Annotated in this window: 22 protein-coding genes and 1 pseudogene; 7 read left to right on the plus strand and 16 right to left on the minus strand. The window is 51.1% G+C overall.

Annotated elements, in window-relative coordinates:
- Positions 1-24: 24 nt before the first annotated feature.
- Positions 25-1,386, minus strand: a complete 1,362-nt coding sequence (locus PMI41_RS01410) for an extracellular solute-binding protein (protein WP_008120994.1) — start codon at positions 1,384-1,386, stop codon at positions 25-27.
- A 254-nt stretch (positions 1,387-1,640) separates the two neighbouring features.
- Between PMI41_RS01410 and PMI41_RS01415 the strand changes: the two genes are divergently transcribed.
- Both PMI41_RS01415 and PMI41_RS01420 read left to right on the plus strand, forming a co-directional pair.
- The gene (locus tag PMI41_RS01415; RefSeq protein WP_008120996.1) at positions 1,641-2,681 is read left to right on the plus strand and encodes a LacI family DNA-binding transcriptional regulator; all 1,041 of its coding nucleotides are present in this window, start codon (positions 1,641-1,643) and stop codon (positions 2,679-2,681) included.
- Between the two features lie 11 nt (positions 2,682-2,692).
- Complete coding sequence (locus PMI41_RS01420) at positions 2,693-4,630, plus strand: DUF5054 domain-containing protein (RefSeq protein ID WP_008120999.1); 1,938 nt, start codon at positions 2,693-2,695, stop codon at positions 4,628-4,630.
- Here PMI41_RS01420 and ureG read toward each other — a convergent pair whose 3' ends face one another.
- The 14 genes and pseudogenes from ureG to urtA form a co-directional block, all read right to left on the minus strand.
- On the minus strand, positions 4,631-5,263 hold the full coding sequence (ureG, locus tag PMI41_RS01425) for an urease accessory protein UreG (RefSeq protein WP_008121001.1): 633 nt from the start codon (positions 5,261-5,263) through the stop codon (positions 4,631-4,633).
- Positions 5,260-5,967, minus strand: a complete 708-nt coding sequence (locus PMI41_RS01430) for an urease accessory protein UreF (RefSeq protein ID WP_008121004.1) — start codon at positions 5,965-5,967, stop codon at positions 5,260-5,262. Before PMI41_RS01430 ends, ureG begins: the two co-directional genes overlap by 4 nt.
- A complete protein-coding gene (locus PMI41_RS01435) occupies positions 5,915-6,394 on the minus strand; it encodes an urease accessory protein UreE (protein ID WP_008121005.1) in 480 nt (159 codons plus the stop codon). Before PMI41_RS01435 ends, PMI41_RS01430 begins: the two co-directional genes overlap by 53 nt.
- Positions 6,391-6,903, minus strand: coding sequence for a DinB family protein (locus PMI41_RS01440; RefSeq protein WP_008121007.1), 513 nt, complete (start codon positions 6,901-6,903; stop codon positions 6,391-6,393). The genes PMI41_RS01435 and PMI41_RS01440 overlap by 4 nt, the downstream gene beginning before the upstream one ends.
- A gap of 10 nt (positions 6,904-6,913) precedes the next feature.
- Positions 6,914-8,626, minus strand: coding sequence for an urease subunit alpha (gene ureC / locus PMI41_RS01445; protein ID WP_008121008.1), 1,713 nt, complete (start codon positions 8,624-8,626; stop codon positions 6,914-6,916).
- Between the two features lies 1 nt (position 8,627).
- A complete protein-coding gene (locus tag PMI41_RS01450) occupies positions 8,628-8,933 on the minus strand; it encodes an urease subunit beta (protein WP_008121010.1) in 306 nt (101 codons plus the stop codon).
- Positions 8,934-8,938: 5 nt separating this feature from the next.
- Positions 8,939-9,517 (minus strand): HupE/UreJ family protein, encoded by a 579-nt coding sequence (locus PMI41_RS01455; protein WP_008121013.1) that lies wholly within the window; start codon positions 9,515-9,517, stop codon positions 8,939-8,941.
- Between the two features lie 19 nt (positions 9,518-9,536).
- Positions 9,537-9,839: an urease subunit gamma gene (locus PMI41_RS01460; RefSeq protein ID WP_008121015.1), complete on the minus strand. Its 303-nt coding sequence runs from the start codon at positions 9,837-9,839 to the stop codon at positions 9,537-9,539.
- Positions 9,840-9,854: 15 nt separating this feature from the next.
- Positions 9,855-10,682 carry an urease accessory protein UreD gene (locus tag PMI41_RS01465; RefSeq protein ID WP_157179274.1) on the minus strand — a complete coding sequence of 276 codons (828 nt, stop codon included), beginning with the start codon at positions 10,680-10,682 and terminating at the stop codon, positions 9,855-9,857.
- Between the two features lie 22 nt (positions 10,683-10,704).
- The gene (gene urtE / locus PMI41_RS01470) at positions 10,705-11,400 is read right to left on the minus strand and encodes an urea ABC transporter ATP-binding subunit UrtE (protein WP_008121018.1); all 696 of its coding nucleotides are present in this window, start codon (positions 11,398-11,400) and stop codon (positions 10,705-10,707) included.
- A 2-nt stretch (positions 11,401-11,402) separates the two neighbouring features.
- Positions 11,403-12,155: an urea ABC transporter ATP-binding protein UrtD gene (gene urtD, locus PMI41_RS01475; RefSeq protein WP_008121019.1), complete on the minus strand. Its 753-nt coding sequence runs from the start codon at positions 12,153-12,155 to the stop codon at positions 11,403-11,405.
- A 120-nt stretch (positions 12,156-12,275) separates the two neighbouring features.
- Positions 12,276-13,346, minus strand: a pseudogene (gene urtC, locus PMI41_RS01480) (urea ABC transporter permease subunit UrtC); the annotation flags it as partial.
- The gene (gene urtB, locus PMI41_RS01485) at positions 13,343-14,959 is read right to left on the minus strand and encodes an urea ABC transporter permease subunit UrtB (RefSeq protein WP_008121023.1); all 1,617 of its coding nucleotides are present in this window, start codon (positions 14,957-14,959) and stop codon (positions 13,343-13,345) included. The gene urtB and the pseudogene urtC, both read right to left, overlap by 4 nt.
- A gap of 83 nt (positions 14,960-15,042) precedes the next feature.
- Positions 15,043-16,335, minus strand: coding sequence for an urea ABC transporter substrate-binding protein (gene urtA / locus PMI41_RS01490; protein WP_008121025.1), 1,293 nt, complete (start codon positions 16,333-16,335; stop codon positions 15,043-15,045).
- Positions 16,336-16,589: 254 nt separating this feature from the next.
- Here urtA and PMI41_RS01495 point away from each other — a divergent pair, with 254 nt between their 5' ends.
- From PMI41_RS01495 to PMI41_RS01510, 3 genes are all read left to right on the plus strand, one after another.
- A complete protein-coding gene (locus PMI41_RS01495) occupies positions 16,590-19,973 on the plus strand; it encodes an ATP-binding protein (protein WP_008121028.1) in 3,384 nt (1,127 codons plus the stop codon).
- Entirely contained in the window at positions 19,970-20,887 is a 918-nt protein-coding gene (locus PMI41_RS01500; RefSeq protein ID WP_008121030.1) for a DNA-binding response regulator, read from the plus strand. Before PMI41_RS01495 ends, PMI41_RS01500 begins: the two co-directional genes overlap by 4 nt.
- 625 nt (positions 20,888-21,512) lie before the next feature.
- Complete coding sequence (locus tag PMI41_RS01510; RefSeq protein ID WP_008121031.1) at positions 21,513-22,220, plus strand: hypothetical protein; 708 nt, start codon at positions 21,513-21,515, stop codon at positions 22,218-22,220.
- Between the two features lie 114 nt (positions 22,221-22,334).
- Here PMI41_RS01510 and PMI41_RS01515 read toward each other — a convergent pair whose 3' ends face one another.
- Positions 22,335-22,748 (minus strand): DUF2147 domain-containing protein, encoded by a 414-nt coding sequence (locus PMI41_RS01515; protein ID WP_008121033.1) that lies wholly within the window; start codon positions 22,746-22,748, stop codon positions 22,335-22,337.
- Between the two features lie 196 nt (positions 22,749-22,944).
- Between PMI41_RS01515 and PMI41_RS01520 the strand changes: the two genes are divergently transcribed.
- Together PMI41_RS01520 and PMI41_RS01525 are read left to right on the plus strand one after the other, a co-directional pair.
- A complete protein-coding gene (locus tag PMI41_RS01520) occupies positions 22,945-23,259 on the plus strand; it encodes a metalloregulator ArsR/SmtB family transcription factor (RefSeq protein ID WP_008121035.1) in 315 nt (104 codons plus the stop codon).
- Positions 23,256-23,603, plus strand: coding sequence for an SRPBCC domain-containing protein (locus PMI41_RS01525; protein WP_008121037.1), 348 nt, complete (start codon positions 23,256-23,258; stop codon positions 23,601-23,603). The genes PMI41_RS01520 and PMI41_RS01525 overlap by 4 nt, the downstream gene beginning before the upstream one ends.
- The last annotated feature ends 15 nt before the right edge of the window (positions 23,604-23,618 follow it).

Consider the following 23,618-nt stretch of genomic DNA (forward strand, 5'->3'; position numbering starts at 1 on the left):
GCCGTTTCGTGGATAAAGCCCTCGTCAATGTGAAACCGTATTTTCTTCGCCCACAATGGCGATCACAGCAGCCTTGTATTGCTCCATTGCATTCTCTGGCGAAAGCTCGCCTGAAACCACACTCTCGGTCATTCGCTGTATTTCAGTGGAGACCTTATTGTAATTACCGTCATTAGGCCGTGCGGTCGTGATGGGCAGCAAGGTTTTTGCGGTCTCGGTCAGGAACGGAGAATTGGGAATGGCAACGTCATCGCGTATACGGATTGCCGGTTGAATTTCCTGAAATGCCGTGAGCTGATCCTTGCTGTTCATGAATGAAAGCAGTTCCCACGCCTCTTTCGGTGTATCTGAATGCGGGTTAATCACAAAGCCTGTACCACCGGAAACCGTCACGAAATCTTGCCCGCGCAACCCTTTTCCGGGCTGTATCGACGGCATCTTTTTCCATGCCATCACATTGTCCCGGTCCGCGACAGCAAATTCCGCTCCGGGTTTGGTCACTGAACGATAGAACCAGTCACTCTCAATGAGCATCGCGGTTTTTCCATCGCGAAAATTGGCGAATGTCCGATTGCGGCCATCTGCCAGAAGCTGTGCGCGCTGGTCACCGAGCTTTTCGTCAACATAGATGGTTTTATAAAGCTTCAGCGTGTCCAGAATCCCCTGGCTGGACACAATATATTTGCCACTGTCATCCGTGACCTGTTCACCTGTACCAAGTAGCGCCATCCAATAGCCCTGCATTGCAGTGGCCTCACCCATTGAAACGCCCGCGTTGATTTGTAAAGGGAATGATGAAGGGTCTGCTTCCTTGATCTTTTTTGCTGCATCAAGGATTTCGTCCCACGACTTCGGCTGCCAATTATCTGCGTCAAGTCCAGCTTTATTGAATACATCCTTACGAACAAAGATCATTCGTGCATCCGTGCTCAGAGCAATGCCATATGGCTTACCCTGATAGCTCATCAGCGCCTTCAAACCTTCCGGTATATGGCTCCAACCCTCCCAGTTGTTGACCTCTGCTCCTGCAACTTCGTCCAACGATTTCAACAGACCGCCTTGCACGAAACTGGGTATGAGAAAACCGTCGAAATTGGCGACGTCCGGCCCCGATTGAGTTGAGAAATCCAAGGCCAACTGTTGAGCCAATTGCTCGTCCTCACCGCCAAACTGCGTCAGTTTGACGACAACTTCCTTCCCGTTGGCTTTCATTTTCTCGGTAAAGGCCGGGATAACTTTGTCTTGAATCCATTCCGCCATTCCGCTGTTCACGCCACCGATGACGCAGCGGCACGTAATGTTGAGATCGGTCGCAGCCAGAACAGTGGTAGGCGATGCAATCATTGCGGACATACCGAATAATAAAGACGAAATAATCGTACGCATTGAAACTCCTCCCAGATGTTCCGGTAATGACGGACCGGCTCCATAACATTATCAGTAGAAGGCCCAACCCTCCTCCGGCCAGCCCGCTCACTCTCCATTAGAATGAACACGCTTTCATTTTTGTCAACAGTAGTTTCAAAATTGGAATACATACATCTTGTATATGCCAGCATTTATTTCATTTTCTATTGACTATTGCAGCCTTGGCAGCGCACTAATAGTGAACACGTTTTCATTTTTTTGGCAGAGCAGCTATGGTTCTTCGTACCGATAAGAAACTTCCCCGAGCCACTGCCGACTTGGTGGCTCGTGAGGCTAATGTATCGCGGGTGGCTGTTTCTCGTGCCTTTAATCCCAATGCATCTCTCAAACAGGAAAAGCGTGAATTGATCCTGCAAGTCGCTCGGGAGTTGAATTACACTCCCGACATGGCCGCACGAGCACTTGTGACCAAACGCTCGCACCTTGTCGCGATGATTGTTCCCGACGTGTGCAGCCCTTGGGAGAGCCAGGAAATTGACGCCTTGACTACAGCCCTTCAGGCAGAAGGATTTGCAACTTTGCTGTTTAAGGCAAAGTCAGACTTCAGTATGGATCCCATGCTGCTGACGTACATGCGAGGTTTCAATCCGGACTCGGTTATCGCATTCACGGAAAATATAGAGCCTGACATCCTTACCGGTTTTCTCGATCGCGCAGTCCCCATCTATGTCATCTATGATGATGCCGAGCCATTTGGTGGAATGACCACCTCCAGTCTTTTTGACCGGCTGTTTGTGCAGCAAAAAGAAGGTATTGAGCAAGCTGTTGCACTCTTGAAGGGATATGGCGTCAACCGTGTTGCTTATCTGAGCGGGAAGCAGCAATCGCTGGCAAATACCGAACGCCAAAGAATGATTACACAGGTTCTTGCAGCACATGGTCTCGCGGCTCCGGTGATTGTACCGGGGGATTTCACCTACGACACCGCTTACAGGGCGACATTAGACCTGTTCAGAGTGGGCAATGGTGCTGATGCTGTCTTTGCATCAAACGACGTTGGCGCTTTTGGCGTCATTGATGCTTTGCGGCACGATCTTCAACTCTCTGTTCCCGGCGATGTCAAAGTCATCGGATTTGATGATATCCCGCAGTCAAACTGGAAAAGCTATAATCTGACGACCGTCCGTATCGATCTGGAAGATCGCGTGCGTGCATTGGTGCGGCTGATCCTAAGGCGTCTTAAGGCACCGGACTCCGCGCCTCTTGTGGAGACATTGACCACCCGTCTCGTCGTTCGCGGCACTGTCGGTTGACTAAACTGCAAATGACAGAGCCCCGCATCCATCTCATATTCAAGACCCACCTCGACATTGGTTTTACAGACCATGCCGAGAAAGTTCGCCGCCAGTATCACGAACGATTCATTCCTCAAGCAATCGAAACAGGCGAGCATTTCTACACAGAAAACCCTGACCGACCAAAGTTCATTTGGACAACGGGAGCATGGTTGATCTGGGACTATCTCAACACGGGTTCACCTTTTGAAATAAGAAGACTCGAACAGGCAATTGATCGCGGATTGATCCGTTGGCATGGCTTGCCTTTCACAACACACTCAGAACTCATGTCGGCAAATCTTTTCAGGGCCGGATTGTCTTACTCGCAGGAACTTGATGGTCGCTTCGGAAAACGAACTACCGCGGCAAAGATGACTGATGTGCCCGGCCATACACTGGGCATTGTGCCTCTCCTCGCCGAAGCGGGCATCCGCTTTCTGCACATAGGTGTCAACACAGCTTCCCCACCACCTGACGTGCCGGACGTTTTTCGTTGGCGTGCACCGAGCGGCGAAGACGTGGTTGTTATGTACCAGCGATCCTATGGCGAGACTTGTTTTCCCGCTGGCCTCATCGATGGTCTGAGCTTTGCCCATACAAACGATAACATCGGACCACAGAGTGTCTCACAGACCGCGGAAGCCTATCGTTCGATCCATAAACAACATCCAAAAGCAATTATTCAAGCCTCCACCCTTGATGATTATGGGACCCTTCTTTGGGACATAAAAGACAACTTCCCGATTGTTGAAATGGAACTGGGTGACAGCTGGATACATGGCAGTGCCGCAGACCCCATAAAAACGTCAAGGTTTCTCAGGCTTCAAAGCATCTATGATGATATGGCCCGTGATGGACTGACAACACAACGACTGACGTTTGGGCGCAAGCTTGCGATGGTTGCCGAGCATACTTGCGGCGTCGATATCAAATCCTATCTTCGCGATGAAACCGCGTGGTCCAAGCCTGATTTTGAGACAGCACGTAAAGATGATTTTCGTTTCGTTTACACTGAGGCATCATGGGCCGAGCAACGAGCTTATCTTGATGATGCACTAACGGAGTTGAACGGAAAAGATAGAACTGCGGCAGATAAAGCGCTCACAGCCTTGTCAACGCCCAAGATTGAAACCTCCACCGGCAAGCATTCAACGCTTGAGTTTGATGGCTGGCACATGGAAATTGCTCCGGACACAGGGGACATCATCACAGTCACTGATCCTGGTGGAGTCGTTTTGTCGGGGCGTTCCGGTTCCTTGATTGCCTATCGATATGAAAGCTATGACGCTGACGACATCAATCGGCATATGGACACCTATCTTACTCATCGAGAAGAGTGGGCCATTCTCGATCACGACAAACCTGGCCTTGCCCGATCAGGGGCCGCTCTTTCCAAAGTCTTTCTCCCCATTTTGAAAAGTATCGGTTCATCTGGCGTTGTCATGACAATGCCGGATGAAGCTGTTGAAATGTATGGAGCACCCGCTCAAGTTTCACTGCAATTCTCAATCTGTGAAGGATCATTGAATTTTTGCCTGAGCCTACATGGCAAGAGCGCAAATCGCATGCCCGAAGCCAGCTTCCTTTCAATTACTCCGGAAGGCTCGGGACAGTGGGAATTGCTTAAAATGGGGCTGTGGCATAAGTCGGAAAACTTCGCACAGGGTGGGGGCGCGCAACTGCAGGCTGTATCTGCAGTTCGTAGTCATCTCGCCTCCAACCTGTCACTCGTGATTGAGCCTCTGGACACCCCTCTTGTCGCGCCTCAGAGTTGGGACTTTATGACTTTCTGCAAAACGCTTCCCGATTTCAAAGACGGCATTCGTTTCAATATTCACAACAACAAATGGGGGACCAACTTCCCCATGTGGTGGGAAGGTGATTTTTCTGCCCATTTCAAATTGAAGCTATCTGGTGCCAACTAACTAAATTGCGGAATCGCGATGCCGCAATCCTCCAGTGGTCTCAATAAATGAGACAACTTCCTGAAGGCCATCGCGTCGCAGCATGTCTGTGAAAACAAACGGCTTTGCCCCGCGCTGAATCTTGGTATCGCTGGCCATAACATCAAGATCAGCTCCTACATAGGGTGCCAGATCTTTCTTATTGACGATTAAAAGATCAGAGCGGGTAATGCCCGGACCTCCTTTGCGCGGTATTTTCTCACCTTGGCAAACCGATATCACATAGAGCGTCAAATCTGCGAGGTCTGGTGAGAATGTGGCCGCGAGATTATCCCCACCGGACTCTATGAAGACGATATCAAGATCAGGATGCAGCTTGTTCATGGCAGCAATCGCCTGCAGATTGATCGTTGCGTCCTCGCGGATCGCCGTATGCGGACAGCCACCGGTTTCCACGCCCATAATCCGATCTTCAGGGAGCGCCTGCAGCCTGTTGAGGATCAAGGCGTCTTCCTTGGTGTAAATATCGTTTGTGACCACAGCCAGCGAATAGCGATCACGCATAGCTTTGCAAAGCATTTCAGTGACGGTTGTCTTGCCCGACCCCACGGGGCCGCCAATACCGACGCGCAGTGGACCATTTTTGGAAATCATGATCTGAAAACCCTGGAATATTGTGTTTCATGACGCATCGCCACGATGTCGGAAATGATGGCACAAGTGCCGAGCTGATCTATGGATGATCTGGTCGCCTTCCTTGCGCAAGCTTGTATGCGCTCTTCCAGTTCTGCAAGTATCGCGACACCATCACGCTGCCCTAAAGGAACAAGCCTCACCGCCCCTTGGATCAGATTTGAAATGAACCCGTGCAGATAAGCACAAAGCCCAGCTTCCAGATCAATACCATGCGCGCCGGCTACAGCACCTACTGCAATTGGGCTGGCAACCCGGGCAGGCAGCTTTTCCAAAACAGGGTTAGGCCAAGCCTGCACAGCCGACAAGAACGCTTCGCCTTGCAACATGGTTTCCATGTGCCTTTCGCGCGATCCGGCAAGTGCTTCAGCCAACTCGGCTAGTACTGCAAAGTCATCTTGAATTTGAGAGCAACGATGGCTTTCCGCAAACAGGATCGCATCACTCCACCCGGAGCCTTCTTCAAGAATATCTAAAAGCCAATCCTTCAAACTTTGCTTGTTGCAAATTACACCTTGGTGAATTGCCTGTTCGATGCCGTGACTATACGAGAAGGCCCCCACCGGAAAGGCCGGCGAGAGCCACGTCATCAAGCGAAGCAATGCTATATTTTCAATCATGATGGTGGTGCGACTCATGTGAATGATGATCGTGATCGTGACCATTGTGATAGGCACCCCGCAGTGGCTGAAACTGTGCAGTAATCTCACTCACACGCGCGCCCAATCCCTCCAACATTGTTTTGATCACATGGTCCTTTAGAATAAGAATTCTTCCCTCTTCCAACTGCGCAGGCAGATGACGATTACCTAAGTGCCAAGCCAGCTCCGTCAGATGCTGACGACTTCGTGGCAGCACTTCGTAGAGCGCCTCTTCTGCAGCAATAATCTCCGCCAAGCCACCATCTTCAAGGACCAGAACGTCTCCATGGCCAAAAAGTACAGCTTCCGGAAGATCCACCAAAATCTGCTCACCTTTTTGCAAGGTGAGCACCTTGCGGCGCAAGTGTCGTTCATCATGTGCCAGCACTATCGTGTCGAATGGAGTCCCGCGAAAATGTCCGGAATGATCGTGACCGATAGCGCGTCTCATGCTTCAATACTTTCATTGAAATCATCATTCATGCAAAAGAAGAAGTCCAAAGCTGGCGCATCACCCGTTAATTGGGAAAGCAACGTATGAGCCTGACCACGGTGATGAGTCTGATGATTAAAAATCTGTGTCAGACAACGATCCAAAGTCGAGGTATATGGCTCTCCATTTATCATGATCCAGCGAAATGGAGCGACAATATCGGCTTCGTTAATAGCCTCGACAACCGCGATAATATGATCATCGAATGCAGCACGAACAGCCTGTAATTCATGGAAATTGTCATGCAGAATGACGTCATAGGATGGGAGGGCATAGAGATCACCCGTAAACCGGCCAAACCATAGTTTGTCGACTGCCAGCAGGTGATTCAAAGTGCCGTGCATCGATTTGAAATAGGCTCGGCGATCCGCGAAATAATCATCCTTGTCCAGTAGACCTGCAGCATTGTAAATCTGTCTGTTCGCCCACTGGTTGTAATGCGCCAATCGTAGGAAGTGTTTTTTCATTTTATTCTGCTCAGAAAAGGAAATAGCGCTGTGTCATTGGCAGTGTAGTCGCAGGCTCACATGTCAATAGCTCACCGTCTGCCCGAACTTCATAAGTCTCCGGATCAACTTCGACGTGAGGTGTAGCCGAATTGTGAACCATAGAAGCTTTGGAAATACCATTTCGCGTATTCTCGACAGCAACCAATTCTTTTTCAACTTCCAGACTCGACCGAAGCCCGTTCTCAACAGCTGCTTTGCTGACGAATGTTACAGATGAAGCTGGAACATTCTTCCCGAACGCACCAAACATGGGGCGATAATGCACCGGTTGTGGTGTCGGGATCGAAGCATTGGGATCGCCCATTGGCGCAGCAGCAATTGTTCCCCCAAGCAAAACAAGGTCAGGTTTGACTCCGAAAAATGCCGGGTTCCATAGAACAAGGTCAGCACGTTTACCCACCTCAATTGAACCGACATGCTTTGATACGCCCTGTGCGATTGCCGGATTAATGGTGTATTTGGCGATGTAACGCTTCACCCTGAAATTATCATTATCACCCTGCTCTTGCGGCAGACTTCCACGCTGGCGTTTCATCTTGTCGGCTGTTTGCCAGGTGCGGATCAAAACTTCACCGACGCGACCCATGGCCTGACTGTCTGAAGAGATGATCGAGAATGCGCCTATGTCATGCAGAATATCCTCTGCTGCAATTGTCTCTTTGCGAATACGGCTTTCTGCAAATGCAACATCTTCCGGTATTGATGGCGAAAGATGATGACATACCATCAGCATATCGAGATGCTCCGCGATGGTGTTTCTCGTATAGGGCCGCGTCGGATTGGTAGACGATGGGATTACGTTCGGGAGCCCGCAAATTTTGATGATGTCAGGTGCATGTCCACCTCCTGCACCCTCAGTGTGAAAGGCGTGGATGGTGCGCCCTTTGAATGCCGCAACAGTGTCTTCCACGAAGCCGCTTTCATTCAAAGTATCAGTGTGGATCATGACTTGCACGTCATACTGATCAGCAACCTTGAGGCAATTATCAATTGCAGCGGGCGTTGTGCCCCAATCCTCGTGTAATTTTAGCGAGCACGCCCCACCAAGGATCATCTCTTCCAGCGCCGCAGGGCGTGAAGCATTACCCTTACCGGACAGGCCTATGTTCATGGGTATCGCGTCAAAAGAGCGGATCATTCTCCCCAGATGCCAAGCCCCCGGGGTACAGGTCGTTGCCAGCGTGCCGTGAGCAGGCCCCGTACCACCACCAAACATTGTGGTTATGCCTGACATGAGCGCTTCATCAATCTGTTGCGGACAAATGAAATGGATATGGGCGTCCATACCCCCGGCAGTGAGTATCTTGCCCTCCCCGGCAATGACCTCGGTGCCCGGCCCGATGATAATCGTCACACCAGGCTGGGTGTCCGGATTGCCAGCTTTACCTATGCTGGCAATCCGCCCGTCTCGCAAGCCTATATCCGCCTTGAATATACCTGTCGCATCGACAACGAGTGCGTTGGTGATAACTGTATCTACCGCACCATCTGCACGCGTAATCTGACTTTGGCCCATGCCGTCACGAATGACTTTTCCCCCACCGAACTTCACCTCTTCACCATAGATTGTGAAATCTTTTTCAACCTCGATAAAAAGGGCTGTGTCGGCCAGCCTCACCTTGTCTCCAACTGTAGGACCGAACATCTGGGCATAGGCAGATCGCGTTATTCTGGCGGGCATATCAAAGCTTTCCCATGATTTTCTGTTGGAACCCGTAAACAGTCCTATCGCCACCAAGTGGGATAAGCCTCACATCACGCTCTTGGCCTGGCTCAAACCGAACTGCCGTACCAGCGGCAATGTCCAGTCGCATACCCCTCGCCTGCTCCCGATCAAAAACCAGACCTTCGTTGGTCTCATGAAAATGATAGTGCGATCCGACCTGTATCGGACGATCGCCGGTATTCGCGACTTTCAGGACAATTACAGGAGCTCCGACATTGAGCTCGATATCGCCTGCTACAGTGATGATTTCTCCCGGGATCATTTTGCTTATGCCCCAAAGGCCAGCCAGAGACCGGCGAATGCTGTACCAGCTCCCGCTGCCCGGATCATCACCCGGCCACGACCAGCCCCCAACAATGTGCCAAGACCCAACCCGACAGCATGCAGGAGGGTCGTAGCCACGGCAAAACCAAGAAGGTAGCTGATCGCCGTTGCTGCACCCATCTCACCACCATGGGCATGGCCATGGAACAAGGCAAAAAAGCCGACAAGTAACATTGCTATTGATGTTGGAACCTTGATCGCTACAGCGGCAAACAATCCGATAGCGACAACCGAGGCAAGAATTGTTGGCTCAACAAACGGCAAGGGTGCACCAGCAATGGCAAAAAAGAAGCCGGCCATCATGGTGCCTACAAATGCCGCTGGTACCAGCCAGAGCGCTCGTCCGCCCAGCAAAACCGCCCATAATCCGACAGCCACCATAGCCAGAATATGATCCGTTCCGAACATCGGATGAGAAAAACCTGCAGCAAACGAGCCATGTTCCGCAGGATTAAGGTGAGCGAAGGCTGGTGAAGTTGCGATCAAAACCAAGGGCAAACTTAGAAACAGTGTCTTCTTCATGTTATCTCTCTCAAATTAATTAGCGAATGGGTTCGTGAACGGTGACGAGCTTGGTACCATCGGGAAAAGTCGCTTCGACTTGCACATCGTGAATCATCTCAGCGATACCTTCCATAACCTGACTGCGTGTAATCACATGCGCGCCAGCCTCCATAAGATCCGCCACTGAACGGCCATCGCGCGCGCCTTCGACGACAAAGTCAGTTATCAGAGCGATTGCCTCAGGATGGTTGAGTTTCACACCACGTTCCAGACGGCGTCTTGCCACCATGGCTGCCATGGAAATCAACAATTTATCCTTCTCGCGAGGCAGCAAATTCATCGTTCAGTTGTCCTTCTAAGTTGACCATATTCGTGGCAGCTCGGCCCCACCATTCAACAGGCGTAGTAAGGGAATAAGTCGTTTGCGCAGATGATATGCGTCAATGTCCACCATACGAACGAGTAGCTTGCCCATCCATGATGATGCCCCTCCCCGCTCGCCAATGACCAAACGCGCCGGCTCAAGTAATTGCTCGCAGTGAGGCGAAACCAAGAGCACTGTCGTGACCGCACGGTAGTCACCAAACAACGCGGACCGCTTCAGTGATGAACCTGCATTAGGTCCGATTGCAAAATTTTCTGCGTGGATCAGTTGGCCTTCCTGACGGACACGCCACTGATCTGAAAACCGCACAGTATCGATTGTTTCACCAAATGCCTTGCGCCCGAAGATGGTGGATTCAACCAATAGTGCTTTGGCATCTGCCGCGAGATTTACGTTTAATGATCGCTTGAGATCGGCAGCTTCGAACAGGATGGTTTCTTGGGGTAGCCATGCGACGAAAGAACCCTTTCCCGCTTCGATATGCGTTGAAACCGTCGCGACTGTACCAGAAACCGCTTTGTAGATTTTCTCGCAGGCTTGGGTCGTTATGTGGGCGTTGCAGAAATCGCCGAGGACGAAATTCCACTGCATCGCATCACCGCCAGTAAGCCCTCCAGCACTGTTGATCATTACTGCCTCCAGACCGTCTTCCGCAACAACCGGAAAGCGCAGTTTTGCGCAGCCTTCTTGAAACAGTTTTGCAATCCGGGTTTTTCCCTCAACTTTCCGAACAGACAGTCGCCCCGTCCCGGACGCTCGTTGCGCCCGCCCCTGAACAACCAGTGGATAGTCGAGTATATCCAAACCATATCCCCAAATTTCAGACCGTCAGGTGGCGTCGTGCTGCAGCTGTGTCGAGTATTTCGGCAGCGCCTTCGGTCACGATCTCGCCCCGGTCCATGATGTAAACATGGTCCGCGAGTTCGCGACAAAAGTCGAGATATTGTTCGACAAGAAGTATCGCCATTCCAAAAGAATCCCGCAGATAGATAATCGCGCGGCCAATGTCTTTGATTATTGATGGCTGGATGCCCTCAGTCGGCTCATCAAGCACCAAAATTTTCGGGCGCATCACCAGCGCACGTCCGATTGCCAACTGCTGCTGTTGCCCGCCGGAAAGGTCACCACCACGACGTGACAACATGGAGCTCAGCACTGGAAACAGGTTGAATACATCGGAAGGAATGTTACGCTCAGAACGAGGTAATTGAGCATACCCCGTTTCAAGATTCTCCTTCACACTCAGAAGCGGGAATATCTCTCGTCCCTGTGGCACATAGCCAATACCACGTTTTGCACGGGCATATGGCGCCATGCCATTCAGCTCGATACCCTCGAATGCGACCTTACCTGCGCTGATATTGTGCTGGCCGGTAATAGCCCGCAACAAACTACTTTTCCCGACCCCGTTTCGGCCCAACACACAGGTAATTTTCCCCGCTTCAGCCTGCAACGAAACTCCTCGCAATGCCTGTGCCGCGCCGTAATGCAAATTCACCTGTTCAACAGTCAGCATGCTCATCTTCCCAGATAGTTTTCGATGACGCGGGGATCATTGCTTACGAAATCCAGCGAACCTTCCGCAAGCACGGAGCCTTCGGCAAGGCACGTAACTCTCACATCAAGATCGCGAATGAACCCCATGTCATGTTCCACAACAACTACCGCTCTGGTCTTTGCTATTTCTTTGAGAAGAATTGCTGTCTCGGCTGTTTCTGCATCTGTCATCCCGGCAACGGGCTCGTCTACCAGCAATAGCTTGGGTTCTTGTGCCAAAAGCATTCCGATCTCCAGCCATTGCTTTTGACCGTGGCTCAAATTGGCTGCCAGCTCATTCCTGCGTGCCGTCAACCGCACTGTTTCAAGGATTTCGTCGATACGCGCGCCATCCTCTTTTGGTCGGCTGTAGAACAACGTTGCAAATGTTCCTCGCTTGCGATTAAGGGCCAATTCGAGATTGTCCCAAATGGTATGACTCTCGAACACAGTGGGTTTTTGAAACTTCCGCCCTATACCCAACCGGGCAATATCAGCCTCGTCTTTCGTTGTCAGATCGATACTGTCCTCGAAGAACACTTCGCCTTCGTCGGGGCGTGTCTTCCCCGTGATAATATCCATCATTGTTGTCTTGCCAGCGCCGTTCGGACCAATGATCGCCCTAAGCTCTCCGGGGGCAATTACAAAGGACAAAGCGTTTAATGCCTTGAAGCCATCGAACGATACGGACACATTATCTAAATAAAGCAAACTCCTGGGTTTGGCTTCAGACATGGTTTACTCCGCGGCCAAGGGTTTGAGGGTCACTTCAACGCCTTTTTTAACGTCTTCGGCAGCGTGCAAACGTTCCATTGTCTCCGCATTCTTCCGGTCTTTGCCAGACCGCAAAGTTTGCTGAATTGTTCCGACAATGCCCTTTGGCAAAAACAGTGTTGTAGCGATGAAAAGTGCGCCTAACGCAAACAGCCAGATTTCCGGAAACTGTGCAGTGAATATGCTTTTGCCAAAATTGACGAGGGTTGCTCCGATAACGGGCCCAATGAGTGTTCCCCGGCCTCCTACCGCCGTCCAGATCACCACCTCAATGGAATTCGCGGGGGCAAATTCCCCCGGATTGATGATCCCGACTTGCGGTACATAAAGAGCACCTGCAACTCCTGCCATCATCGCCGAAACCGTGAAGGTCATCAGCTTGTAATTTTCCGGGCGATATCCCAGAAAACGAGTCCTGCTCTCTGCATCACGCAGACCAACAAGCACCTTACCGAACTTTGACCGGACGATAGCCGAGCAAATAAGTAACGCCATTGCCAGCGCAATTGCAGAAACGGCAAATAGTGATGTTCTCATCCCTTGCGATTGAATGTTGAAACCGAGAAGATCCTTGAAATCGGTAAGACCGTTATTGCCGCCAAAACCCATCTCATTGCGGAAGAAAGCAAGCAGCAACGCATAGGTCATCGCCTGCGTAATAATGGATAAATAGACGCCCGTCACACGCGAGCGGAATGCCAACCAGCCAAATACAAAGGCCAAGACACCGGGAACGGCTAGCACCATAAGGGCGGCAAACCAGAAGTGGTCGAAACCATACCAAAACCACGGCATTTCTTTCCAGCTTAAAAACACCATGAAGTCTGGCAAAAGCGGATTGCCGTAAACGCCACGGGAGCCGATCTGGCGCACCAGATACATACCCATCGCATATCCGCCGAGAGCAAAGAACGCAGCGTGTCCCAGAGACAAAATCCCGCAAAATCCCCAAACCAGATCAAGTGACAAAGCGAGCAGCGCATAGGTAAGATACTTGCCGAACAGCGAGACTACATAGGTTGGAATGTGGAACATGCTGTCTGCAGGCACCAGCAAATTAAGCATCGGCACGATGCAGCCAATCGCCAAAATGATTGCAACAAAAATCAGAATACTTCTGTCGAGTGACTTGAAGAGAAATGCAGTGATCATGTTTCCACCGCCCTGCCTTTGAGCGCAAAGAGCCCGCGGGGTCGCCTTTGAATGAAGAGAATAATCAGGACCAGAATTAGAATTTTACCGAGCACCGCGCCGGTATATGGTTCAAGCAACTTGTTGACGATGCCGAGCGACAGCGCGCCCACGAGTGTTCCCCAGAGGTTCCCTACGCCACCAAAAACCACGACCATGAAGCTGTCGATGATATAGCTCTGGCCGAGATTGGGCGAGACGTTGTCAATCTGCGAGAGAGCCACCCCTGCAATACCGGCAATGCCGGATCCCAAAGCAAAAGTGAAAGCATCCACCCAAGGGGTCTTGATACCCATTGATGAGGCCATGCGTCGGTTTTGGGTAACGGCGCGCATCTGCAATCCAAATCTGGAGCGCTTTAGTAAGAACAGCAGCATCACGAAGACGCCTGCCGAAAATACGACAATCCACATACGGTTATATGTCAGCGTCATCCCACCGAGTTCAAAGCCACCTGACATCCAGGATGGATTTCCAACTTCCCGGTTACTTGGTCCAAAGATCGAACGCACGCCCTGTTGCAGCATAAGCGACACGCCCCATGTCGCCAGCAGCGTTTCCAGTGGGCGTCCATACAGAAAACGGATAATGCCGCGTTCGATGATCAGGCCGATTAAACCTGTAACACCAAATGCAATTGGCAGCGCTATGATCAGCGACCAGTCGAAGAGGCCCGGATAGGATGATCGAATGATCTCTTGCACAATGAATGTCGTATACGCACCGAGCATTACCATCTCACCATGCGCCATGTTGATGATACCCATAACGCCGAATGTGATGGCAAGACCAATTGCGGCCAATAAAAGTACTGACCCAAGTGACAGGCCATACCAGACATTCTGGCCTGCATCCCATAGCGCCTGTGCCGTCTGCAATTCCTTGATAGCGTTATCGATATCCGTGCGAAGCTCACCTTCGGCACTTGTTTGAGTGGCACTCAGAATAGCGAGGGCATTCCTGTCACCGCGCTGTGAGAGAATTTTTACTGCTGCACGTTTCTCCGCAACTGACCGATCCGACTTCACAAGCGCAGCCGCCCTCGCCTGTTCCATGACCGTTTTGACAATCACGTCCCGCTCGCTCTGGATTGCACTTTCCAAAAGCTCAAGCGCGTCTTCACTCGGCGATGAGAAGACGGAGTTGGCGGCCTGAAAGCGAACCTCTCTGTCAGGACTAAGTAGCGTAAGAGCACCAATCGCGGTTCTGACTGCACGCCTTAGGTTATTGTTAACCTTGATGCGCTCGAAGTCTACCTTAGTCCCCTCCCCTGCCGGAGCGCCGGTTACGGCGTCGGTCAAATGCAGCACGTTACCGCCTTCTTTGCCCATGAAGACAATTTCATCGGCCTTTCTCGTGTAAAGATTGCCTTCCGCGAGTGCCTCGAAAACCGGCACAAGTTTGATATCACCCGTGCGGGAAAGTTGAGCAACCTTGTCCGCTACCTGTGAGAAACCACCTTTGCTCAAGGAATTTATACCTAGGCGAATGTCTTGTTGTGACTGACTCTCTGAGATAGGAAAAATCAGGATCAGACAGGCTAGCAGAGTGAATATTTTGAATGCACGATGCATGGCTTTTGAAAAGGCTGCGGCCTATCCTCTTGTCGAGCAAATGGAAAGCCATGGGCCCAACCACCCATGGCTTTATTGACTTATCAGGAGCCTTTTCCGCCACACTTGCCGGTAGCAACATTGAAGTTGCCGCACGACATGGGCTTACGCCAATCGGAGATGAGTTCTTTGGAGTCCGGCAGATAGTCTGACCACTCATCGCCCACTACCAGTCCCGGTGTCTCAAACACGGTTTCAAACTGGCCATCCGATTGGATTTCCCCGATCAGAACCGGCTTCGTAATGTGGTGGTTCGGCATCATCGTCGAATAGCCGCCGGAAAGGTTGGGGACGGAGACGCCGACAATGGAATCAATCACCTTGTCAGGTTGAGTTGTACCGGCTGCTTCGACAGCTTTCACCCACATGTTGAACCCGATATAGTGCGCTTCCATCGGATCGTTGGTCACACGCTTTTCGTTCTTGGTATAAGCTTTCCAGGTCTTTATGAATTCCGCGTTGGCTGGCGTATCGACTGATTGGAAATAATTCCAGGCTGCCAGATGCCCCACGAGTGGCTTGGTATCCAAGCCTGCAAGTTCTTCTTCTCCAACGGAGAATGCGACAACCGGAATATCTTCAGCCTTGATCCCCTGATTGCCTAGCTCCTTGTAAAAAGGAACGTTGGCATCACCATTGATCGTCGAGACGACGGCCGTCTTTTTACCTGCCGAACCAAACTTCTTGATATCGGACACGATAGTCTGCCAGTCCTTATGGCCAAATGGTGTATAGCTCACCATAATGTCTTCTGCAGCAACACCCTTGGCCTTCAGATAAGCCTCAAGAATCTTGTTAGTTGTCCTTGGGTAGACGTAATCTGTGCCCGCAAGAACCCAGCGCTCAACGCCTTCATTTGCAGCAAGATAATCGACGGCTGGTATCGCCTGCTGGTTTGGTGCTGCACCAGTGTAGAATACGTTTCGCTCACTTTCCTCACCCTCATACTGGACAGGGTAGAAGAGGAGGTTGTCGAGTTCCTTGAACACCGGCAGGACCGATTTGCGGGAAACTGACGTCCAACAACCGAAGACAGCGGTAACTTTGTCCTTTTCGATCAGATCGCGTGCCTTTTCAGCAAAAAGGGGCCAGTCGGATGCTGGATCGACGACGACAGCCTCAATCTTCTTGCCAAGAATTCCGCCCTTTTTGTTTTGCTCGTCAATGAGCATCAACATTGCGTCTTTTAGGGTGGTTTCTGAAATGGCCATGGTTCCAGAAAGCGAATGCAGGATACCAACCTTAATCGTGTCTTCGGCGGCAAATGCTCCTTGCAGCGCTGTAGCCGAAAGCATGCCGGCCAACAGAGCACCTGTAATACGTGCTTTAATATTCATAATGTGATCCCCATTGTTTTGAACCGGCGCTGATTGCGCCTTGTAATCCAGATGCATCAGTACAAATCTGCTGCGTTTGACGACTATCCGTCAGCGGCCAAGGATCCCACATACGTCAAACGACGTAGAGACTATGACCAAAGTTGACAGATCAGTGCTTTCTTCCGCATCTGATCCCGTGTTTAAGTGAGCAAAACATCATCCGGTCGCGGCTTTAAACGCGTCGGGCCATCACAACGGGGAAAACAGGACGAATGGTTGCTCGCCAACGCATCGTTCCTATCAGACGCGACTACAATCGCTGGGTAGCGGATCAGACACTGGAAGACTATGCGCTCCGCTTCACTGCGAAGAGCGCCCGACGTTACTCATCCCAGCGTATCGCACAAACGGCTATTGGAGCCATTTCATTTCTGGCGCTGGAAGCTATCGGTGGTGCCATTACGCTCTCCTATGGCACCACCAATGCCATTGCGGCGATAGTTGTTGCCTGTCTTGTCATGCTTTGCGTAGGCGTACCAATCAGCCGTTATGCAGTCCGCCATGGCGTAGACATTGATCTCCTCACCAGAGGAGCCAGTTTTGGCTATATCGGATCGACGATAACTTCGCTTATCTATGCCACGTTCACGTTTCTGCTCTTCGCGATCGAGGCTTCCATCATGTCCGGCGCCTTGGAGCTCGCCTTCGGAATTCCATTATGGATCGGCTATATCATCAGCGCTGTCGTCGTGGTTCCGCTGGTTACTTATGGCGTGAGAATGATCAGCAAATTTCAACTGATCACACAACCATTCTGGATCGTACTGAATGTCCTGCCATTTATCGTCATAGCATTTGTCGATTGGGAAAAATTCGATCTGTGGCGTGCGTTTGGAGGTATTCATGCACCCAGCACCGACACCGACAGGGTCGCTCCTTTTGTGCTGGCGCAATTCGGGGCCGCTAGCGCAGTCATTTTGGCCCTGATGGCACAGATCGGCGAGCAAGTGGATTTTTTGCGGTTTCTGCCACCCGAGGGGCAACAAAAACGGCGACATCGAATTGCAGTGTTTCTCGCAGGATCTGGCTGGGTCCTTGTCGGCGCACCAAAACTGCTTGCCGGTTCATTCCTTGTCGTACTGACCCTGAGCAGCGGCGTAGGTGCAGATCGCGCCTCCGACCCTTCACAAATGTACTTGACCGCCTTTGGTTATATAACCCCCTCAACTACGTGGGCGCTGATGCTTATGGTTGCTTTTGTCGTAGTGTCACAGCTCAAAATCAACGTGATGAACGCCTATGCCGGTTCATTGGCGTGGTCGAATTTCTTTTCCCGCCTCACCCATAGCCATCCCGGGCGCGTAGTTTGGCTGTTGTTCAATGTTGGAATAGCCCTTTTGCTTATGGAGCTTGGTATTTACAGGCTCCTGGAAGAGACTCTGGGCATTTTTTCGCTTATCGCCATGGCGTGGTTATGCGCCATTTCTGCGGATCTGTTTGTCAATAAACGGCTCGGGCTCGCCCCACCCGGCATCGAATTCAAGCGTGCTCATCTTTTCGACATCAATCCGGTAGGCGTCGGAACAATGGCCTTGGCAACATTGATTTCACTGATAGCTCACTTCGGGTTTTTTGGAGAAATGGCATCCGCTCTTGCGCCGTTCATAGCTTTGATCGTCGCCTTTGTTGTTTCGCCACTGCTTGCTTGGCAAACCAAAGGAAAATATTATCTGGCTCGCAAACCACGCCAAGCCTGGAAGGCCCTGCCCATGCTTAAATGCTCGATCTGCGAGCATGATTTTGAACCGGAAGATATGGCGTGGTGCCCGGCTTACAGTGCCCCTATTTGCTCACTATGCTGCTCCTTGGATAGTCGCTGCCATGATATGTGCAAACCAAATGCCAATCTGAACGCACAAGTGGCGACTGTTGCCCGCTCCTTTTTGCCGCAACAGATAATTCAGGCGCTTGCCACGCGACTGGGACGCTATGGAACGTCCTTGGTGGTGGCGCTGACGGCCATCGGAACAATCCTGGCAATGATCGCTTATCAGGCCGGTGGGCCTGCCGAAACATCTGGTGTCGTTGACCGGACGCTATTGATCGTTTTCTTTGTGTTCGCCGTGATGACCGGTATTGTCTGCTGGTTCTACGTGCTGGCACACGATAGTCGCGTTGTTGCTGAAGAAGAATCCTCGCGCCAAAACACTTTACTCCTGAAAGAAATAGCCGCTCACAAGAAAACAGATGCAGCGCTTCAGGAAGCAAAAGATACTGCCGAAGCCGCCAACCGCGCCAAAAGCCGTTACGTCGTTGGCCTGAGCCATGAATTGCGTACACCTCTAAACGCCGTACTTGGATACGCTCAAATTCTGGAACGGGATGAAACCATTCCTGCTCCACGACAATCTGCGATCCGCGTTATTAGACGCAGCGCAGATCATCTTTCGGGCCTCATAGATGGCTTGCTCGATATTTCGCGCATTGAAGCCGGTCGTCTGCAAGTCTTCTCTGATGAGATCAATCTCACCGACTTTCTGGACCAGATCGTGCAAATGTTTCAGCCACAGGCCGATGCAAAACAACTTATTTTCAAACACACACGGCCAGACAATTTGCCGACCTACGTCCGGACTGATGAAAAGCGGTTTCGTCAAATTCTGGTAAACCTGCTGTCAAATGCGATCAAATTTACCACCAAAGGCAGCGTCCTTTTCGATTTGGCATATCGCAGCCAAGTTGCGACGTTCACAATCTCAGATACCGGCCGGGGAATTTCTGAAGCCGATCTTCCGCGAATTTTCGAACCCTTTCAACGCGGGGAAGCAGAAAGCATTCGCCCGATGCCAGGCCTTGGGCTTGGCCTGACGATTACGCGTCTTCTAACCGAAACATTGGGTGGCGATATTCAGGTTTCGAGTGTCTACGGGGAGGGGTCTACATTCCGAGTCAGATTGATGCTGTCGACCGTCAACCGCCCATCCATCCAGCAGCCACTGCCACGGAAAATTCACGGCTACGCCGGACGGCGGCGCACCATCGTGGTTGTCGACGACAACGAGGATCATCGCGAACTCGTGCGGCAGGTTCTCGTGCCACTTGATTTCGTCGTGCTGACAGCTGGTAGTGGCCCTGAGTGTCTAACGCTCATCGAGGGTGTCACGCCGGACCTCTTTCTTATCGATATTTCCATGCCCGAAATGGATGGTTGGCAACTGGTAATGCGACTGCGCGAGATTGGTGAGATTTCACCTATCATCATGCTCTCTGCAAATATAGGCGACGCTGCGCCAACAGGCGGCCCCACGGGCCATAATGATACTCTCGCAAAGCCTTTCGACCTTCGACAGCTGCAAAACAAAATTGCTCAGTTGCTGGCGCTCGATTGGATTTACGAGGATGAGAGGCCATCTCCCGCTGCGACATCTTTTGGGAAACTGGTCAGTCCTGGCGAGATGCATGTGCGTGAGCTGATCAGCCTCGGCGAAATTGGATACATACGCGGTATAGAAACCAAGATCGCTGAGATAGCCAAAGAAGAAGATAATCGGGCATTCACAGATGCGCTGGGTCAATTCGTTCGGGCATTTGATCTTGCCGGATATGATAAATTTCTTCGTAGCTTTACAAATGAGGAAGGAACTGATCCCAAGTGAATGATCCGGCCACCCCGCGCGACATTGTCTTGATTGTCGATGACTCGCCACAAGCCCTCGGATTTTTAACCGACGCACTTGAGCAATCTGGATTCTCGGTGTTAATCGCAACGTCTGGGCATGCCGCGCTTAAAGTGGTCGAACGCATAACTCCCGACATCGTTCTGATGGATGCCGTTATGCCGGAGATGGATGGCTTCGAAACCTGTACCCGGATCAAAACAACAGCCTCGGTCACACAAGTACCAGTTATTTTCATGACGGGGCTTTCGGAGACGGAGCATATCATCCACGCACTTGAAGCTGGCGGCGTCGACTATCTGACCAAACCGATCAATATTGACGAGTTGCAAGCGCGCATTAGGGTTCACCTTGCCAATGCCCGCGCCGCTCAAAGCGCTCGTATAGCGTTGGATGCCGCAGGGCGCCACCTGCTTGCTATCGGCAAAGACGGTTATTTACGTTGGTCTACTCCTCAGGCAAACAATCTCATCGAACTCACAATGGGCACAACGAAAGCGGGATACTCAGCAATTTCGACGTCGGTTGCAGAATGGATGAGCGAGCGGGATACGCATAAGGATGGCGCTGCCATTATCATTCCGGGCGACCAAGGCGGATTGCAACTTGGTTACCTCGGCGCCCTTACTGCTGATGAGTATCTTTTTCGGCTGACACTCGCCAATCAAGCCAGCCCCAATGATTTGCTTCGCCAGAACTTTGGCTTAACGACGAGAGAGGCTGAGGTATTGATCTGGATTGCAAAGGGCAAATCCAATCGTGATATCGGCGAAATACTTGGACTAAGTGCTCGAACCGTCAATAAACATCTCGAGCAGGTTTATATTAAGATGGGCGTCGAAAACCGCGCAACGGCGGCCGTCAAAGCTGCAGGCTTGTTGCACGGCATTTGAAAAAGTTCTCAGCTGAGAACTTTTTGGCCTATAACCCACCATCTGAGCCCAGCCATAAGAAAAGTTCTCAGCTGAGAACTTTTGATATGCATCACGTTGCCGTCGCAAGAATAAGCGTACACTAGCTGTTCATCTCGAATACGCTTTAAAACTAGCGGCTAGTTGGATCAACGACCCATGCTGATATATTTTCCAGGCACTGGATCGAAATTCAGGATGTAGCGGAAGCTAACAGGATTTTTACTGCTGTTATGCCGTATGGTTAATGCTTTCTCAACAACTTACTATATATCAGCAGTTGTCCTGTGGCGGCTCTTATTTCCAGATTTGGGCATATACCACGTACTCCCTAAATGTCGATCACAGACACTTCCGCGTGTAACATTCGCTTACTTGCAATCACTGGATGAAAGAGCCATTCTCGCCGGGCAATGCCACCATTGATCGCAGAACGGGCCTTTTTGATGCTTGAAAGACGATCCAACGCTATGTTGATCCGTGAACCCGTAATGGCATCAAGTTTGTCCCTGAATATTCTCAGCCACAATCTCAATAGGGCAGTGCAGCTCGGCATGCGTGGTGCAAGCCGGGGAAAACCACAACACATATGTCAAGGAACAGGACGATGAACCAGTTTCGTTTCAATAGCTTTGCCACTGCATTGGTTGCTGGCGCAGGACTGGCATTTCTAACATTGCCGGTCACCATGACAACTGCGCAAGCGCAATCCACAACGAAGCAATGTAGCACGCAATATCAAGCGGCCAAGGAAGCTGGCACACTTAATGGGCAAAAATGGCCGCAATTTCTTTCGGAGTGCAGTGCAAAGTTGAAGGGCGATGATGACGCCGAGGCCACGGCACCTGCAAAGAAAGCTACAAAAAAGGAAGCTAAAGAAACCCCTGCCAAGCCGAAGAAAACCGAGACAGCGGCAGCCTCAAAAAGTGGCATGTCTGGCAAAGCTGTAACCAAGGAGTGCAGTTCGCAATATCAGGCAGCTAAAGAAGCGGGAACACTAAACGGCCAGAAGTGGCCACAGTTTTTGTCTGAATGCAGCGCCAGTTTAAAAGCAGATAATTCCGATGACGCAACGCCTGATGAGCCAGTCGCTGCTCCCAAGAAAACAACTGCCAGCAAACCTGCGAAAACGCAGACTGTGGCAAAGACGACTTCCGCTGATGGCAAACCTTTGTCCCCGGCACAGATCGCGTTTCGCGCCCGCATCAGCGAGTGCGGTGATCAGTGGCAACAAGCCAAGGCCAGCAACAGGACTGGTGGCAAGACTTGGCCCCAATACTGGAGTGCTTGCAACACGCGTCTCAAATCCGAATAATAACTACGTCTGATATGAGAGATCCCGATGACCGCCCCAGGGTCGTGTTATCGGGGTCTTCGTAATTTCTGTTTCTGGCAGGAAGTGCTAACCGCAGAGTGCCGTGATGATCGGTTAGTCAACGCGCTGCCAAACGGAAGTCTTGCAAAGAAGCCCGCCAAGAATGCATCCCGACAATTCAACGTCCTTATCAGAAAACTTTGCCTTGCCTGAATAGGTTTTGCCGCTTTCGGTATCATAAAGCGAACCCGCATAGGTCGATTCACCTGTCGATTTCAAACTCACGGCCTGTATACCGACAACGGGGCGATCCCTCTTGGAAGCATCCGGATTATTGACGTCATTTACTGGCGTTTTCATCCAGATAACTGTTCCACAAAGACCCGCGCCACAATGCGCCAGTTCAACCTTCGTGCCTCCTGACTTGTTGATATATGTCCCGACTACCTCCTGCACTTGCGCTATCGCGGCCGTCGACAATGTTGCCGCCAGAAAAAGAGGAACGCCAAGTTTTAGATAATTAGCCAAATGGTTTCTCCGCAAGAATAATCCGATCGCGCATGACGCGCGCAAGAATCTGATGTGTTGTTTTGGTGCTTAAATCTGAAATTGGACAAGATTAGGGGCAAGCCGGCTATTTATCTATCTCATTAACAGACGTGCAATTTTCGCTTTCTCTCGATAGCGCTTGCGAATCACATAAGTGTATGCTTATGTATTAGACATGAGCGAAACAGAACTATTCAGGGCACTTGCCGACCCGACGCGACGGGCCGTTTTTGAACGCCTCGCAGACGGTGAGATGAATGCCACGGAATTGCGGCAGGGTTTTGAGATGTCTCAACCCGCCATGTCGCAGCACCTGGCTGTTCTGCGCGGGGCAGGATTGATTGCAGAGCAAAAGCTTGGCCGCAATGTACTATACAGGATCAATCCCGCCGGAGTTGCGCAAATGCATACATGGCTAAGCCGCTACAACGCATTCTGGCCGAAGCGAATCGACGAGCTGAAAAAACTTCTCAGGGAGATGGATCAATGACACACAAAAACGATGAGCGCATCAGTTTGACATATGAACTTGATGCCTCACCAGCCAAGGTGTGGCGTGCATTGACCATTCCTGAATATGTGTCGCAATGGCTGAGCAAGCCTACCGATACAGACAATGACGAGAAGCAAAAGGAAAACACCTTTGAGCTAAGGCTCATATCAGCGGAACCGGGCACTCGCGTGCGTTACAGTATCAGGGACAATGACGCAGTAAGCACTGTCACATTTCAAATCGGTGCAAACAGCAACGGCGGCACCACCTTTCATATTGTACATGAACATTCGATGGTTGCTGCCAACCTCAATATACCGAGGCGGCTTCTAGCCGCCTGACACGACCTTCCGACA

It is taken from the genome of Phyllobacterium sp. YR531 (genome assembly GCF_000282595.1).
Classification (GTDB): Bacteria; Pseudomonadota; Alphaproteobacteria; order Rhizobiales; family Rhizobiaceae; genus Phyllobacterium.